Genomic DNA, 15,190 nt, shown 5'->3' with positions numbered 1-15,190 from the left:
AGAGAGCCAAGAATGACCATTCTCAACCCCTATTTCGGCGAGTTCGGCGGCCAGTACGTGTCGCAGATCCTGATGCCGGCCCTGGAACAGCTGGAGTCGGCCTTTGTCGAAGCCCAGCAGGATCCCGAGTTCCAGCGTGAGTTTACCGAGCTGCTGATGGAGTACGCCGGTCGCCCCACCGCCCTTACCCTGACCCGCAACTTCAGCCCCAACCCGAAGGTGAAAATCTACCTCAAGCGGGAGGATCTGCTCCACGGTGGCGCCCACAAGACCAACCAGGTTCTGGGCCAGGCGCTGCTGGCCAAGCGGATGGGCAAAAAGGAGATCATCGCCGAGACCGGTGCCGGGCAGCACGGGGTGGCATCCGCCCTGGCCTGTGCCCTGCTGGGCCTCAAGTGCCGGGTCTACATGGGTGCCAAGGACGTGGAGCGCCAGAGCCCCAACGTGTTCCGCATGCGCCTGATGGGCGCCGAGGTGATCCCGGTGCACTCCGGCTCCGCCACCTTGAAGGACGCCTGCAACGAGGCCCTGCGGGACTGGAGCGCCAACTACGACAGCGCCCACTACCTGCTGGGCACCGCCGCCGGCCCCCACCCCTTCCCCACCATCGTCCGGGAGTTCCAACGGATGATCGGCGAGGAGACCAAGGCGCAGCTGCTGGAGAAAGAGGGACGTCTACCGGACGCGGTGATCGCCTGCGTCGGCGGCGGCTCCAACGCCATCGGCATGTTTGCCGACTTTATCGACGAGACCGAGGTGCAGCTGATCGGCGTTGAGCCGGCGGGCCACGGCATCGACAGCGGCGAGCACGGCGCCCCCCTGGCCCACGGCAAGCTGGGGATCTTTTTCGGCATGAAGGCCCCACTGATGCAGGACCCCCACGGCCAGATTGAGGAGTCCTACTCGGTCTCCGCCGGCCTGGATTTCCCCTCCGTAGGCCCCCAGCACGCCCACCTGGCCGCCACCGGCCGGGCCCAGTACCCCTCCATCACCGACGATGAGGCCCTGGAGGCGTTCCAGCTGCTGGCCCGCAGCGAGGGGATCATCCCCGCCCTGGAGTCCGCCCACGCTTTGGCCCAGGCCTACAAGATGGCGGAAGCGGCCACCGAGGAGACCCTGCTGGTGGTCAACCTCTCCGGCCGCGGCGACAAGGACATCTTTACCGTTCACAAGATCCTCGAGGAGGAAGGCAAGCTATGAGCCGCTACCAACGCCTGTTTGACGCCCTGAACGCCCGCGGCGAAGGCGCCTTCGTTCCCTTTGTCACCCTGGGGGATCCCAACCCTGGCGACAGCCTGGCCATCGTCGAAGCCCTGGTGGCCGGTGGCGCCGACGCCCTGGAGCTGGGTTTCCCCTTCTCCGATCCCGCCGCCGATGGCCCCACCATCCAGGACGCCAACGTGCGCGCCCTGGCCGCCGGCACCACCCCGGATCACTGCTTCGCGCTGCTGGCCCAGATCCGTGAGCGTCACCCGGACCTGCCCATCGGCCTGCTGGTGTACGCCAACCTGGTGTTCTCCCCGGGCCTGGAGACCTTCTATGGCCGCTGCGCCGAGGTCGGGGTCGACTCGGTGCTGGTGGCAGACGTGCCGGTCCAGGAGGCCGCGCCCTTTATCGCCGCCGCCAAGGCCGCCGGTGTGGCCCCCATCTTTATCGCTCCGCCCAACGCCGATGACGCCACCTTGAAGGCGGTGGCCGACGCCGGTGAAGGCTACACCTACCTGCTCTCCCGGGCCGGGGTGACCGGCACCGAAACCGCCGCCGGCATGCCGGTGGATCACCTGCTGGAGGGGCTCAAGCGCCACAATGCACCGCCGGCGGTGCTGGGCTTTGGCATCGCCCAGCCCGAGCAGGTGCGCAGCGCCATCGCCGCCGGAGCCGCCGGTGCGATCTCCGGCTCCGCTGTGGTGAAGCTCATCGCCCAGCACCATCAGCAGCTGCCTACCCTGGTCGCCGCCCTGACCGAGTTTGTCCAGCGGATGAAAGCGGCCACCCGCCCCTGAGCGTGTGCCCGCGCCCAAGGCCACCGAATGCGGTGGCCTTTTTTTGTGCTTTGCCCTACCCTGCAGGCCACCGAGGAGGCCCCCATGCCCATACCAAGACTGCGCCAACCCTGGATCGCCTGAGCGACGAAACAGCCTGAACGCCCTGTTTCGTCCGGAACCCCCAGCGTTCCGTGACTGCCTGTAACCCGATACGGAGTCATGAGATGACCAACAAACACTGGACCCGCACCGAGCGGCTGCACCTGAGCGTCACCAACCCCAACATCCACATCAAGGGCACCCACAGCTACTACAGCGACGCCTGGGATCAGGGCTTCGAACGCTCTGTGGTGCGCTACCTCCATGGCGATGACCAAACCCGGGATCGGCCCCCGCGCTGGCCGGTGGACCAGCTTTACATCGGCGATTACGTCTGCATCGGCGCCGAGGCGGTGATCCTGATGGGGGGCAACCACACCCACCGCACCGACTGGTTCGCCCTCTACCCCTTTATGGAGCACATCGAGGCGGCCTACCAGGGCCGGGGCGATACCCATCTGGGGGACGGCTGTTGGGTCGGCATGCGCGCCATGCTGATGCCCGGCGTCACCCTGGGCGAAGGGGCGGTGGTGGCCGCCGGTGCCATCGTCACCCGGGACGTGCCCCCCTACACCCTGGTGGGCGGCAATCCGGCCCGCCCCATCCGGACCCGCTTCGATGAGGCCACCATCAAGGCACTGCTGGCCATGAAGATCTACGACTGGCCCGAGGCGCAGCTGGCGGCCCTTCGGCCCCATCTGTGCAGTCAGGACCTGCCGGCGCTCCAAAGGGCCCTGGCCGCCTACCGGGCCAGCCACCGGCCCTCGGCGGATTGAACGGAACCTTTTCGGCGAGCCAATGACCAAGCTGCGGCGGGCGTCAATCACAGACAAACGCCCGCCGCTTGAGTAGACTGTGACCCCTAGGCTCCCCGTAAGTAGAGACGAATGAAGCAACTGATCGATTTCCTGCCGCTGTTGGTGTTTTTCGCGGTATACAAGTTCTACGGCATCTTTGCCGCCACCGGCGCCATCGTGGTGGCCACCGCCGTGCAACTGCTGTTGATGTACGCCCTCTACCGCAAGGTGGAGAAGATGCACCTCATCACCTTTGGCCTGCTGCTGGTGTTCGGCGGCGCCACGGTGCTGTTCCACGATGACGCCTTCATCAAGTGGAAGGTGACCATCGTCTACGGTCTGTTCACCGCGGTGCTGCTGGTAAGCCAGTGGATGAAAAAGCCGGTGATCAAGTCGATGCTGGGCAAAGAGATCACCCTGCCGGACCGAGTCTGGACCACCCTGAGCTACGCCTGGGCGCTGTTCTTCACCTTCTGTGCCGTGCTGAACCTCTACATCGCCTTTACCCTGCCCCAGGAGACCTGGGTCAACTTCAAGGTGTTCGGCCTGATGGGCATGACGTTGGCCTTTATCGTGGCCACCATCGCCTACCTCTACAAGCACCTGCCCAAAGAGGACACCCCCTCGAAATAACCGAAAACGGCGCCCTGGAGGCGCCGTTTTTTTCACCGTGATCCGGATCACCCTCGCCCAAACCCAAGGGCGGATCCCGTCGCCAGTTTGCAAAAAAAGCGCCCCACGCCCGCCCGCCGCTCTGGTCTCTTTGTGACCGCCGCTCTATAGTACGCGCCGCCTAATTGGCCTGACCATTTAACCCTTTGTCCGGGCTCCCCCGCCCCAAAGCCGCGAGCGTCGCCATGAACCGTGCCGTAAAGATCCTGATTGCAGGTGTCTGCATCAACCTCGTTATGGGCGTCCTGTACGCCTGGAGCATCTTCTCCAAAGCCCTGCAAACCGAGCTGGGCTGGTCCAGCGTCGACGCCGGCATGCCCTACTCCGTGGCGGTCATGGTGTTTGCCGCCAGCCTGCTGGTGTCCGGCATCCTGCAGGACCGCATGGGACCGCGCCGGATGGTGATCCTGGGCTGCTCCATGGTGGCCACCGGGCTGCTGCTCTCCTCCTTCGCCACCACCCCGCTGATGCTGGTGCTGACCTTCGGCGTCCTGGTGGGGGCGGGGATCGGCTTCGGCTACGCCTGCCTGAGCCCCTCCGCCATGAAGTGGTTCCACCCCTCCAAGAAGGGGCTGGTCAACGGCCTGATCGCCGGCGGTTTCGGCATGGCGCCCCTCTACCTGGCGCCCCTGACCACCGAACTGATTGATCTCTACGGCATCAACAACGCCTTTCTGTTCCTCGGTGCCGGCGCGCTGCTGATCGCCGTCCCCCTGGCCTTCACCATCGTCAACCCGCCGGCGGGCTACACCCCGGCGGTCCCCGCCAAGCTGGCGGGCCAGGCCAAGGCCCCGGCCAACGCCGACATGAGCTGGCGCCAGATGCTGTCCACGCCCCAGTTCTACATGCTGTGGGTGATGTTCTGCTTCGCCTCCTCCGCCGGCCTGATGCTGATCGGCAACATCACCAGCATCGCCGCCGTCCAGGGCAACCTGGCCAACGCCGCCTTCCTGGTGGTGGTGCTGGCGATCTTCAACACCCTGGGCCGCATCGTCATGGGAATCCTCTCCGACAAGATCGGTCGCAGCCAAACCCTGCTGCTGGTGTTCCTGATCCAGGGGGGCAACATGCTGCTGTTCCCCACCCTGACCACCGAGTGGGGCTTTGTGCTGGGCGCCGCCCTGGCGGGGATCGGCTACGGTGCGCTGCTGTCGGTGTTCCCCTCCATCACCGCCGACTACTACGGCCTGAAAAACTACGGCTCCAACTTCGGCGTGCTCTACACCGCCTGGGGCGTCAGCGGCTTTATCGGCCCGGTGATCGCCGGCTACGTGGCCGGGGCCTACGGCTCCTACGCCATCGCCTACACCGTCTCCGCGGTGATGCTGGCCGTGGCCGCCGTGCTGGCGCTGGTGATTAAGCCGATCAAAAGCGAGCCCGAAGTCACCGAGGCCACCCCGGTCGCCGCCTGATCCGTGACTCGGAAAAAGCCCGCCATCGGCGGGCTTTTTTGTGCCTTGGAGCCGCCGTTGGACCGTGATAAGGTCATCCGCACTCAAGCCAACTGGAAACGACATCATGTGGTATATGATCTGCTCCACCGACGTGGAAAACAGCCTGGAAAAACGTCTGGCCGCCCGTCCCGCCCACCTGGCCCGCCTGCAGCAGCTGCAGGACGAGGGTCGCCTGTTCACCGCCGGCCCCCTGCCCGCCATTGACAGCGAAGACCCCGGCGCCGCCGGCTTCACCGGCTCCTTGGTGGTGGCCCAGTTTGACTCCCTGGAGGACGCCAAGGCCTGGTCCGCCGCGGATCCCTACATCGACGCCGGCGTCTACTCCGGCTCCGTCATCAAGCCGTTCAAGAAAGTGTTCGGCTGATGAAATTCGTCTCCTTCAACATCAATGGACTGAGGGCGCGCCTGCACCAGCTGCAGGCGCTGATCGACAAGCATCAACCGGACGTCATCGGCCTCCAGGAGACCAAGGTGGACGACCCCCAGTTTCCCCTCGAGGCGGTGGAAGCCATGGGGTACCACGTGGTCTTCCATGGCCAGAAGGGGCACTACGGGGTCGCCATGCTGACCAAGCAGGCGCCGCTGGCGGTGCAAAAGGGGTTCGACACCGACGAAGCGGACGCCCAGCGCCGGATGATCATGGTGACGGTGGCGGACGCCAAGGGGCAGCCGGTGCACGTGCTGAACGGCTACTTCCCCCAGGGGGAGAACCGGGACCACGAAACCAAGTTCCCCGCCAAGCGCCGCTTCTATGCCGATCTGATGACCCACCTCAAGGGCCACCGCCAGTCTGAGGAACAGGTGGTGGTGATGGGGGACATCAACATCAGCCCCACGGACCGGGACATCGGCATCGGCGAGGCCAACGCCAAGCGCTGGCTGCGCACCGGCAAGTGCTCCTTCTTGCCGGAGGAGCGGGAGTGGCTCGCCACTCTGCTCGATTGGGGCCTGACCGACAGCTTCCGTCATCTCAACCCGGAAGAGGCGCAAACCTACAGCTGGTTCGATTACCGCTCCCGCGGATTCGATGACAACCGCGGTCTGCGCATCGATGTGATCCTCACCAGCGCGGCGCTGACCGAGCGGCTGCAGGAGGCCGGCGTAGACTACGAACTGCGGGGCATCGAAAAGCCCTCGGATCACGCCCCCATCTGGACCACCATCGATTGATCCCTCACAGGCCGCTCCGGCGGCCTGTCATTTCCTTTCATTCTGTCCCCGATTTCTGAAACTCAGTTACGGCCCGTTCCGGCCACTTGGCGCCACTCCAGCCACAAGCGAGTCATGTTCCGCGAGCGAGTTTGTCGCATGAGCAACATTTTCGCCGAGACCTTCACTATCCATCAGCATTTTCCGATGCTTTTTAACACCTTGGCAGTCGTTTATGTAAGTTTTGGATCAGAGTTCGGATCCTTTTCGAATTGTCTGTGCGCCAGATCATAGTTTTCCCCAGTGTCACTGGCAGGAATTAGACGCTACTGATATCAATATCAACCGCTTAGTTCCGCAAGTGTGAGTGCGGAGCTGAGCGCCGTACCCTTCGGGCCCCAATAACGTTGAGCAAAGGAAAAATACAATTATGAGTCACGCTCAATTGCACAAGATCATGCAGTGTGTGGAGATCTTCCGTGAGGTCTACAGTGAGATCCCGCCCCAAACCTGCCTTATGTTTATGCAGGTTTGTCAGGAAGAGGGCTGTTCCATCAAGGAGCTGCAGGAGCGATTTGAGATGTCCCAGGCCAGCGCCAGCCGCAATGCCCGCCTGTTGTCCGACCGGGTTCACTCCGGTCGCAACGGACTGGGCTTGGTGGAGCTGCGAGTGGACGAGCAGGACTACCGCATCAAGCGGGCCTTCCTGACCGAACGCGGCCGTGAGATCCGCGATCGCCTGGCGACCCTGATGCACTGATGCGCCAAAAACGAAAAAGGCAGGCCCCCGGGCCTGCCTTTTTTGTGCCTGAGATTCAGCGCCGCTGAGGCCCCCAGAGGCTGAGGGCCCAGAACAGGCCGCCGCTGAGCACCAGCGACGGTACGATGGCGTGCAGCCCCAGGGGCTTGATGCCGGCAAAGGTCCAGTAGAGGAACAGGGCCAGGCCGCTCAGCATGGCCCCCATGGCGCCCACCGCCGTGGCCCTGGGCCAGAACAGGCCCAGCACCAAAGGCCAGAGGAAGACCACCTGCAGCGCCCCCAGGGACGCCAGGTTGAGCCAGACGATCATCTTCGGCGGGTCCAGGGCCAGCAGGCCGCACAACAGCGCCAGGCCGACGGTGGTGGCGTAGCTGAAGCGCTTCTGGGCCGGCTCGCTCAGCGGGCGACGCCGCTGCACCAGGTCCCGCACCAGGGTGGAGCCGGCCTGCAGCAGCATGGAGTCCACCGAGGACATCACCGCCGCCATGGGGGCGGCCAGTAAGAGCCCCGCCACCAGCGGCGGAAATAGGGTCACCATCAGGGTGGGCATCACCTCATCGGGGCTGCTCAGTTCCGGCAGCAGCGCTCGGCCCAATACGCCACTTAAGTGCGGCAGCAGGATCACCACCGAGGCCACCGCGGTGCCCAGCACCATGGCCCGGCGCAGGGCCGCCATGTCTTTAACTGCCATGGTGCGCAGCACCGTGTGGGGCAACCCCAGGGTGCCCAGGCACACCAGTACCCAGAAGGACATCAAAAAGGACCAGGAGAGGAAGTGGTCGGGACCGTGGGGTTCCAGCAGCCCCGGCTCGATGGCCGCCAGCTCCCCGGTCAGGGCGCTCAGCCCGCCGCCTTGATAAAGCAGGCCGACAAAGAGCGCCAGCATGCCGAAGATCATCACCAGCCCCTGCAGGGCGTCGGTGTAGCTTACCGCCCGGAAGCCGCCCCACAGGGTGTAGAGCAGCACGGTACCGACGAACATCGCCAATGCCACGCTGTAATCCACCCCGGCCATCACCGAGAGCAGACGCGCGCCGCCGGTAAACTGCACCACCACCATGCCGACAAAGGCCGCCAGCAGGCTCACCCCCGCCAGGGTCAACAGCCAGGGGCTGCGGTAGCGCTGTTCCAGCACATCCAGGATGGTGACCGCCCCGCTCTCCTTGGCCAGGCGCCACAGCTTGGGTCCCAGTACCCCCAGGGTCAGCAGTGCCACCGGCACCTGTACCATGGCCAGCAGCACCCAGCCCAGGCCAAACTGGTAGGCGGCCCCGGGCCCGCCAATAAAGGAGGAGGCACTGGTGTAGGTGGTCACCAGCGCCAGCGCCAGCAGGGTGCCCCCCATAAACTGCCCGCCGAGGAAGTAGCGCTGGGTAAAGCTGCCCTGGCTGGGCTTGCGGGAGGCTGCCCAGCGCGCCAGCGCCAGGGTGGCAAACAGATAGAGGAAGATCGGGATCAGCAGGCTGAGGTTACCCACGGCGTCCCCCCAGCCAGATCAGCAGCAGCGCCACCAGCACCAAGGGTGCGGCGACGCAGGAGAACCAGAACCACAACGGCAGGCCCTGCCAGCTGCCGGCCTCGGCCAACCACAGGGGGCCGGCGAGCCACAGCAGAAAATAGAGCCCCGTCAGGGCCGTCGCACCCAGGGCCAGTTTTCGGCCCAGTGAGCTGTCCATCATTGGCGGATCATCCCAAGCAATAACGCAAAGCCGGGATCCTAAGCAATCGCACCGGGATTGCCAAGGCGTCGTCGCAAATAGTAAATTGGTATTACCATTGGTTTTCGCGCCGTCGCCGCGGCATTTTGCGCCGTTCGACTCGGGATCGCCGTTCGAAGTTTGGTCGATCCGGATCACGCCCACCCCCCTCGACCCATGACTCTGCTCACAGTTTCTACGGATTTGTTGGGGTGACTGCAATTTCACCACCGGTTTCAATACAGCCCAAGACCCCTGTGCTAACCTCTCGGCATGTTATTTGGTATGACCAATTAAGTCGCTGACCGGCGACCGGTTATCCAAAAAGTTGGCGCGGCGCCCCCAAAGGGCCCACCGCAATCCGACAGTGGCGATATAATTTCGCTAGCGAAGGCAATATTGGCGACGACGGACCCAGGTTCCATGACCCGAATGACCCGTTTGTTTCAACTCGACCTCCCGACACCGTGCCCCAGCGCTCGGCGCCCGGCGGTCGTGCGCCCCAGCCACATTGCCCGCCCCCTCCCCCAACCGAACTCACCGATGGCCGCACCGCGGACATTGGCCTTTGTCCTGCTCCCTCCGGAGCAGGAGATGACCACTTCCGGCCGCGCTGCGCGGCCACAGCCGAATTTTCTCGGATCCTAACGTGAAGGTAACTGTCATGACTGATAACACCGAACTGTTCTCCCAAGCCTGGAATGGCTTTACCGCCGGTGACTGGAAAACCGAAGTCAACGTGCGGGACTTTATCCAGAAAAACTACACCCCCTACGAGGGTGACGAGTCCTTCCTGGCCGGCGCCACCGACGCCACCGACAGCCTGTGGGCCAAGGTAATGGAAGGGATCAAGGTCGAGAACAGCACCCACGCCCCGGTGGACTTCGACACCGACAAAGTGTCCACCATCACCTCTCACGACGCGGGCTACATCAACAAGGATCTGGAGACCATCGTGGGTCTGCAGACCGACGCCCCGCTCAAGCGTGCCATCATCCCCAACGGCGGCATCCGCATGGTTGAGGGCGGCATCAAGGCTTACAACCGTGAGCTGGACCCGACCATCAAGACCATCTACTCCGACTACCGCAAGACCCACAACGCCGGCGTTTTCGATGTCTACACTCCGGACATCCTGCGCTGCCGTAAGTCCGGTGTCCTGACCGGTCTGCCGGACGCCTACGGCCGTGGTCGTATCATCGGTGACTACCGTCGTGTGGCCCTGTACGGCATCGACTTCCTGATGCAGGACAAGCTGAACCAGTTCCACTCCCTGCAAGCGGACCTGGAAGCCGGTGAGAACCTGGACGACGTCATTCGTCTGCGTGAAGAGATCGCCGAGCAGCACCGCGCCCTGGGTCAGATGAAAGAGATGGCCGCCAAGTACGGCTTCGACATCGCCGGTCCGGCCAAGAACGCCCAAGAGGCGATCCAGTGGACCTACTTCGCCTACCTGGCCGCCATCAAGTCCCAGAACGGCGCCGCCATGTCCCTGGGCCGCGTGTCCACCTTCCTGGACGTCTACATCGAGCGTGACCTGCAAGCCGGCATCATCACCGAAGAGCAGGCCCAGGAGATGGTTGACCACTTCGTGATGAAGCTGCGCATGGTGCGCTTCCTGCGGACCCCCGAGTACGATGAGCTGTTCTCCGGCGACCCCATCTGGGCCACCGAATCCGTTGCCGGTATGGGCGTGGACGGTCGTACCCTGGTGAGCAAGACCAGCTTCCGCTTCCTGAACACCCAGTACACCATGGGCCCCTCCCCGGAGCCGAACATCACCGTACTGTGGTCCGAGCACCTGCCGGAAGGCTTCAAGAAGTACTGTGCCAAGGTCTCCATCGACACCTCCTCCATCCAGTACGAGAACGACGACCTGATGCGTCCGGACTTCCAGTCCGACGACTACGGCATCGCCTGCTGTGTGTCCCCGATGATCATCGGTAAGCACATGCAGTTCTTCGGCGCCCGCGCCAACCTGGCCAAGACCCTGCTGTACGCAATCAACGGCGGCGTGGACGAGAAGTCCAAGGCCCAGGTGGGTCCGAAAGACACCCCGATCACCGACGACGTGCTGGACTTCGATACCGTCTACGGCAAGCTGGACACCTTTATGGACTGGCTGGCTCAGCAGTACGTCACCGCGCTGAACACCATCCACTTCATGCACGACAAGTACAGCTACGAAGCCGCCCTGATGGCGCTGCACGATCGTGACGTGATGCGCACCATGGCTTGCGGCATCGCCGGTCTGTCCATCACCGCCGACTCCCTGGCCGCCATCAAGTACGCCAAGGTGAAGCCGGTGCGTGACGAAGACGGCATCGCCACCGACTTCGAGATCGAGGGCGACTACCCGAAATTCGGCAACAACGACCCGCGCGTGGACGACATCGCCTGTGAGCTGGTTGAGAGCTTCATGACCAAGATCCGCTCTCTGAAAACCTACCGCAACGCCGTGCCGACCCAGTCCGTACTGACCATCACCTCCAACGTGGTGTACGGCAAGAAGACCGGTAACACCCCGGACGGCCGTCGTGCCGGTCAGCCCTTCGCACCGGGTGCCAACCCGATGCACGGTCGTGACGAGTCCGGTGCCGTGGCGTCCCTGACCTCCGTGGCCAAGCTGCCCTTCGCCCACGCCAAAGACGGGATCTCCTACACCTTCTCCATCGTGCCCGGCGCCCTGGGCAAAGATGAGAACGGTCGTCGTGCCAACCTGGCGGCGCTGATGGACGGTTACTTCAAGCACACCGAGTCTCGCGAAGGCGGTCAGCACCTGAACGTCAACGTGATGAACCGTGACATGCTGGAAGACGCGGTCAAGCACCCTGAGAAGTACCCGCAGTTGACCATCCGGGTCTCCGGCTACGCCGTGCGCTTCAACGCGCTGACCCCGGAACAGCAGCAGGACGTGATTACCCGGACTTTCACCCAGTCCATGTAAGCACCCGGCGCAACGCGCTAGACTAGGGGCCTGCCCGCATCCGCGGCGGGCCCTTTTTCTGTATTAGATTGGAGAGGTTTATGGGCGTCATCGGACGCGTACACTCCTGGGAGACCTGCGGCACCGTTGATGGGCCGGGGATCCGATTCATCGCCTTCCTGCAGGGCTGCCTGATGCGCTGCCAGTACTGTCACAACCGCGACACCTGGGACCTGGAGGGCGGCAAGGAGGTCACCGTTGCCCAGTTGATGGAGCAGGTGCTCAGTTACCGCCACTTCTTCGAAGCCAGTGGCGGCGGCGTGACCGCCAGCGGCGGCGAAGCGGTGCTGCAGATGGAGTTTGTCCAGGAATGGTTCGCCGCCTGCAAGGCGGAAGGGATCCACACCTGCCTGGACACCAACGGTTTGATCCGCAAGTACACCCCCATCGTCGACCAGATGCTGGACGCCACCGATCTGGTGATGCTCGACATCAAACAGATGGACGACGACGTGCATCAGAACCTGGTGGGCGTCTCCAATAAGCGGCCGCTGGAGTTTGCCCAGTACCTGGCCAAGCGGGGCCAGAAAACCTGGATCCGTTACGTGGTGGTGCCCGGCTTTACCGACGACGACGCCTCCGCCGAGCAATTGGCCCGATTCCTGGCGCCGATGAAGAACGTGGAGAAGGTGGAGATGCTGCCCTACCACGAGTTGGGCAAGCACAAGTGGGAAGCCCTGGGCGAAGCCTACCCCCTGGATGGCGTCAGCCCACCGCCCAAGGAGACTATGGAGCGCCTCAAGGCGGTCTTCCAGTCCCACGGCGTCAACGCCGTCTACTGATCCCCAAACGCCGGCCTTGTGCCGGCGTTTTTTCGCCCCCCGCTTTACGACACCAGCGAACTTCGTCGGCACCGGACGCTTTGCAGTTTGCCGTTCACAGGCGACAATAACCCTATTCACATTGTCTCAACCTGGATGAGTTTTGAACCTGCTGCTCTGCTTGGCCTTTTTCGCCCTCCTCGCCTGGACCTTCAAAGCCAGTGCCCTGGCTCAGCGCTGGCGTGACAGCCGCTACCTCAACCTGGCCGCCCTGTGTGCCGTGGGGATCCTCGCCCTGTGGCGAGTCCGAGCCGGGATCTACGAGGGGCTGGACCTGCATTTTCTCGGCCTGACGGTGCTCACCCTGATGTTCGGTTGGCGCTCGGCGCTGCTGCTGGCCTCTCTGGCCCAGGGGGGGTTGCTGCTGCTGGGGGTGGACCAGTGGGAGAACGCCGCCGGGCTGTTCTGGCTGGGGGTGGCCCTGCCGGTGATGGGCAGCTTCGCCTGGCTGACCCTGTGCCACAACCTGCTGCCGCGCAACCTTTGGGTCTACGTGTTCGTCGGCGCCTTTATGAATGGGGCGCTGATCTTCGCCCTGCGCACCTTGGGGTTGGGACTGTGGTACAGCGGTCAGTACGACTGGCCGCTACTGATGGACAACTACCTTATCCTGATCCCGCTGTTCATCTTCCCAGAGGCGATGCTCAACGGCTTCTCCACCACCATGATGGTGGTCTACAAGCCCAACTGGCTGGCCACCTGGAACGAGCGGGAGTACCTGACCGGACCGAAATAGCGGGCCCCATAAGAAATAGTGGGCCCCAAAAAGGAGCGCCGCCCGATTGGGCGGCGTCGAGTCACAGCACGGCGGTCTTACAGGTCACGCCAAAAGGCGGAGTCGAGGCGTTCGTACGCTCGTTTCAACAGGCACGCCATGTGCTGATACTGTGAATGTGGCGCAATCGGCGCCACATGGCAACCGGATTCGACCAGTCGCTCTCTTACCTCCGTACACCAGTGGAGTAGTGGCAATGGCAGCGGCTGAGCCGACCGCCATCCTAACCAGTATAGCCCCTGCAGCGGCAAACTGAGGATGAGTGCCGCCTGGGCCAGGGCCAGCGGCAAAATGTCGCTGCCCAGTTGGCTCAACTGCACCATCAGACTCACGGCGGCCACCACCGGCATCCAGGTGATGGCCATGCGAGTGGCCTTGATCACCCGGTATTCCGGGAAGTGGGCAGCCAAGTGTCGGTTCAGCGGCCAGTTTTGCATGTAACGGCTGCCTTCACGCAGCCGGGAAATCAACCTCATCGATACCACGCCAATCAGTTAGTGATGTGCTTCACGTTTCAACCTCTCCTTCACGTTAGCACAATTCAACCGGCCCTGTAATTGGGTAAAATGGTCAGACCTAGTCGGACAACTCGACACAGCGACAGCGTCGCAGCGGAACGTCAGTTCGTGACCCGGTCCCGCTGGGGGCCCCGGCTATACTGTAAACTTCGTCAGGATTACCCACGCGAATGCGTCTCGAGAGCGAACGCGTTCACGAACAATCTATCGCTTAGGTGTTGATATAATGAGCAAACTTGTACTGGTTCTAAACTGTGGCAGCTCCTCTTTGAAATTCGCCGTCATCGACGCACAAACCGGCGACGAGCATCTGTCCGGTCTGGCCGAATGCTTCAACCTGGTGGACGCGCGCATCAAGTGGAAGATGGACGGCAACAAGGACCAAGCGGACCTGGGCGCTGGCGCCGCCCACCGCGAAGCCCTGGATTTCATGGTCAACACCATCCTGGCCAGCAAGCCGGACCTGGCGGACCAGCTGGTGGCCGTGGGTCACCGCGTGGTTCACGGTGGCGAGAAGTACACCCGCTCCATGCTGATCACCGACGAGGTGGTGCACGGCATCGAAGAGTGCGCCTCCCTGGCCCCGCTGCACAACCCGGCGGCCCTGATCGGCATCCGTGCCGCCCAGGCCTCTTTCGCGGCCCTGCCCCAGGTGGCCGTGTTTGACACCGCCTTCCACCAGTCCATGCCCAAGCAAGCCTACGCCTACGCCATCCCTCAGAAGCTGTACCGCGAGCACGGCATCCGTCGCTACGGCATGCACGGCACCAGCCACCTGTACGTTTCCCGTGAAGCGGCCAAGGCCCTGAACAAAGCCGTCGATGACACCAACGTCATCACCTGCCACCTGGGCAACGGCGGCTCCGTGACCGCCGTACGCGGCGGCAAATCCGTCGACACCTCCATGGGCCTGACCCCGCTGGAAGGCATCGTCATGGGCACCCGCTCCGGTGATCTGGACCCGGCCATCATCTTCCACCTGGTGGACAACCTGGGCTACACCCTGGAAGAGGTGAACAACATGCTGAACAAGCAGTCCGGTCTGCTGGGCCTGTCCGAGGTGACCAACGACTGCCGCGGCATCGAAGAGGGTTACGCGGATGGCCAGAAAGGCTGCACCCTGGCCATGGAAGTGTTCTGCTACCGCCTGGCCAAGTACGTAGCCTCCTACACCGTGCCCCTGAAGCGCGTTGACGCCATCATCTTCACCGGCGGCATCGGCGAGAACTCCGATCTGATCCGCAAGAAGGTGCTGGATCACCTGGCCATCTTCGGTTACCAGGTGGACGACGCGGCCAACACCGCCGCCCGCTTCGGCAACGAAGGGGTGATCACCCAGGCCGGCAGCCCCATTGCCATGGTGATCCCCACCAACGAAGAGTTCGTCATCGCCTCCGACGCGCTGGCTCTGATCTGATTTCGTAGACCACTCGGGCTCCGCAACGGCGGGGCCCGAGTTCGTTATTCGCGAGGAATT

Annotated in this window: 15 protein-coding genes; 12 read left to right on the top strand and 3 right to left on the bottom strand. The window is 63.4% G+C overall.

Annotated elements, in window-relative coordinates; translation table 11 throughout:
* Positions 1 to 12 precede the first annotated feature (12 nt).
* The 8 genes from trpB (at position 13) to KUV81_RS17180 (ending at position 6,916) form a co-directional block, all read left to right on the top strand.
* A complete protein-coding gene (trpB, locus tag KUV81_RS17215) occupies positions 13 to 1,200 on the top strand; it encodes a tryptophan synthase subunit beta (RefSeq protein ID WP_222545121.1) in 1,188 nt (395 codons plus the stop codon).
* Positions 1,197 to 2,003, top strand: coding sequence for a tryptophan synthase subunit alpha (gene trpA, locus KUV81_RS17210; protein WP_222545120.1), 807 nt, complete (start codon positions 1,197 to 1,199; stop codon positions 2,001 to 2,003). The genes trpB and trpA overlap by 4 nt, the downstream gene beginning before the upstream one ends.
* Before the next feature lie 206 nt (positions 2,004 to 2,209).
* Positions 2,210 to 2,860, top strand: coding sequence for a CatB-related O-acetyltransferase (locus tag KUV81_RS17205; protein ID WP_222545119.1), 651 nt, complete (start codon positions 2,210 to 2,212; stop codon positions 2,858 to 2,860).
* A 111-nt stretch (positions 2,861 to 2,971) separates the two neighbouring features.
* On the top strand, positions 2,972 to 3,514 hold the full coding sequence (locus KUV81_RS17200; protein ID WP_222545118.1) for a septation protein A: 543 nt from the start codon (positions 2,972 to 2,974) through the stop codon (positions 3,512 to 3,514).
* Positions 3,515 to 3,738: 224 nt separating this feature from the next.
* On the top strand, positions 3,739 to 4,965 hold the full coding sequence (locus tag KUV81_RS17195) for an OFA family MFS transporter (RefSeq protein WP_222545117.1): 1,227 nt from the start codon (positions 3,739 to 3,741) through the stop codon (positions 4,963 to 4,965).
* A 106-nt stretch (positions 4,966 to 5,071) separates the two neighbouring features.
* On the top strand, positions 5,072 to 5,371 hold the full coding sequence (locus KUV81_RS17190; RefSeq protein ID WP_222545116.1) for a YciI family protein: 300 nt from the start codon (positions 5,072 to 5,074) through the stop codon (positions 5,369 to 5,371).
* Complete coding sequence (gene xthA / locus KUV81_RS17185; protein WP_222545115.1) at positions 5,371 to 6,177, top strand: exodeoxyribonuclease III; 807 nt, start codon at positions 5,371 to 5,373, stop codon at positions 6,175 to 6,177. Before KUV81_RS17190 ends, xthA begins: the two co-directional genes overlap by 1 nt.
* Before the next feature lie 409 nt (positions 6,178 to 6,586).
* Complete coding sequence (locus tag KUV81_RS17180) at positions 6,587 to 6,916, top strand: hypothetical protein (RefSeq protein ID WP_222545114.1); 330 nt, start codon at positions 6,587 to 6,589, stop codon at positions 6,914 to 6,916.
* A gap of 55 nt (positions 6,917 to 6,971) precedes the next feature.
* Here KUV81_RS17180 and panF read toward each other — a convergent pair whose 3' ends face one another.
* Positions 6,972 to 8,393, bottom strand: a complete 1,422-nt coding sequence (panF, locus tag KUV81_RS17175) for a sodium/pantothenate symporter (RefSeq protein ID WP_222545113.1) — start codon at positions 8,391 to 8,393, stop codon at positions 6,972 to 6,974.
* The gene (locus KUV81_RS17170; protein WP_222545112.1) at positions 8,386 to 8,595 is read right to left on the bottom strand and encodes a hypothetical protein; all 210 of its coding nucleotides are present in this window, start codon (positions 8,593 to 8,595) and stop codon (positions 8,386 to 8,388) included. The genes panF and KUV81_RS17170 overlap by 8 nt, the downstream gene beginning before the upstream one ends.
* Before the next feature lie 682 nt (positions 8,596 to 9,277).
* Between KUV81_RS17170 and pflB the strand changes: the two genes are divergently transcribed.
* From pflB to KUV81_RS17155, 3 genes are all read left to right on the top strand, one after another.
* Positions 9,278 to 11,560 (top strand): formate C-acetyltransferase, encoded by a 2,283-nt coding sequence (gene pflB, locus KUV81_RS17165; protein WP_222545111.1) that lies wholly within the window; start codon positions 9,278 to 9,280, stop codon positions 11,558 to 11,560.
* A gap of 80 nt (positions 11,561 to 11,640) precedes the next feature.
* Positions 11,641 to 12,381, top strand: coding sequence for a pyruvate formate lyase 1-activating protein (gene pflA, locus KUV81_RS17160; RefSeq protein ID WP_222545110.1), 741 nt, complete (start codon positions 11,641 to 11,643; stop codon positions 12,379 to 12,381).
* 142 nt (positions 12,382 to 12,523) lie between these two features.
* A complete protein-coding gene (locus KUV81_RS17155) occupies positions 12,524 to 13,156 on the top strand; it encodes an energy-coupling factor ABC transporter permease (RefSeq protein WP_222545109.1) in 633 nt (210 codons plus the stop codon).
* Between the two features lie 77 nt (positions 13,157 to 13,233).
* Here KUV81_RS17155 and yfbV read toward each other — a convergent pair whose 3' ends face one another.
* Positions 13,234 to 13,671 carry a terminus macrodomain insulation protein YfbV gene (yfbV, locus tag KUV81_RS17150; RefSeq protein WP_222545108.1) on the bottom strand — a complete coding sequence of 146 codons (438 nt, stop codon included), beginning with the start codon at positions 13,669 to 13,671 and terminating at the stop codon, positions 13,234 to 13,236.
* A 265-nt stretch (positions 13,672 to 13,936) separates the two neighbouring features.
* Between yfbV and KUV81_RS17145 the strand changes: the two genes are divergently transcribed.
* Positions 13,937 to 15,130, top strand: a complete 1,194-nt coding sequence (locus KUV81_RS17145) for an acetate kinase (protein WP_222545278.1) — start codon at positions 13,937 to 13,939, stop codon at positions 15,128 to 15,130.
* The last annotated feature ends 60 nt before the right edge of the window (positions 15,131 to 15,190 follow it).

Source organism: Ferrimonas balearica (assembly GCF_019802085.1).
GTDB classification, from domain to species: Bacteria; Pseudomonadota; Gammaproteobacteria; order Enterobacterales; family Shewanellaceae; genus Ferrimonas; species Ferrimonas balearica_B.
Note: the sequence above shows the minus strand (reverse complement) of the source record. Positions and strands in the feature narration are given on the sequence as shown.

Bases quoted from the DNA above. Each gene is read 5' to 3' on its own strand.
- pflA (WP_222545110.1), top strand. From the start codon at position 11,641: ATGGGCGTCATCGGACGCGTACACTCCTGGGAGACCTGCGGCACCGTT.
- KUV81_RS17200 (WP_222545118.1), top strand. From the start codon at position 2,972: ATGAAGCAACTGATCGATTTCCTGCCGCTGTTGGTGTTTTTCGCGGTA.
- KUV81_RS17180 (WP_222545114.1), top strand. From the start codon at position 6,587: ATGAGTCACGCTCAATTGCACAAGATCATGCAGTGTGTGGAGATCTTC.
- KUV81_RS17195 (WP_222545117.1), top strand. From the start codon at position 3,739: ATGAACCGTGCCGTAAAGATCCTGATTGCAGGTGTCTGCATCAACCTC.
- trpA (WP_222545120.1), top strand. From the start codon at position 1,197: ATGAGCCGCTACCAACGCCTGTTTGACGCCCTGAACGCCCGCGGCGAA.
- yfbV (WP_222545108.1), bottom strand. From the start codon at position 13,671: ATGAGGTTGATTTCCCGGCTGCGTGAAGGCAGCCGTTACATGCAAAAC.
- pflB (WP_222545111.1), top strand. From the start codon at position 9,278: ATGACTGATAACACCGAACTGTTCTCCCAAGCCTGGAATGGCTTTACC.
- KUV81_RS17190 (WP_222545116.1), top strand. From the start codon at position 5,072: ATGTGGTATATGATCTGCTCCACCGACGTGGAAAACAGCCTGGAAAAA.
- KUV81_RS17205 (WP_222545119.1), top strand. From the start codon at position 2,210: ATGACCAACAAACACTGGACCCGCACCGAGCGGCTGCACCTGAGCGTC.
- trpB (WP_222545121.1), top strand. From the start codon at position 13: ATGACCATTCTCAACCCCTATTTCGGCGAGTTCGGCGGCCAGTACGTG.
- xthA (WP_222545115.1), top strand. From the start codon at position 5,371: ATGAAATTCGTCTCCTTCAACATCAATGGACTGAGGGCGCGCCTGCAC.
- KUV81_RS17170 (WP_222545112.1), bottom strand. From the start codon at position 8,595: ATGATGGACAGCTCACTGGGCCGAAAACTGGCCCTGGGTGCGACGGCC.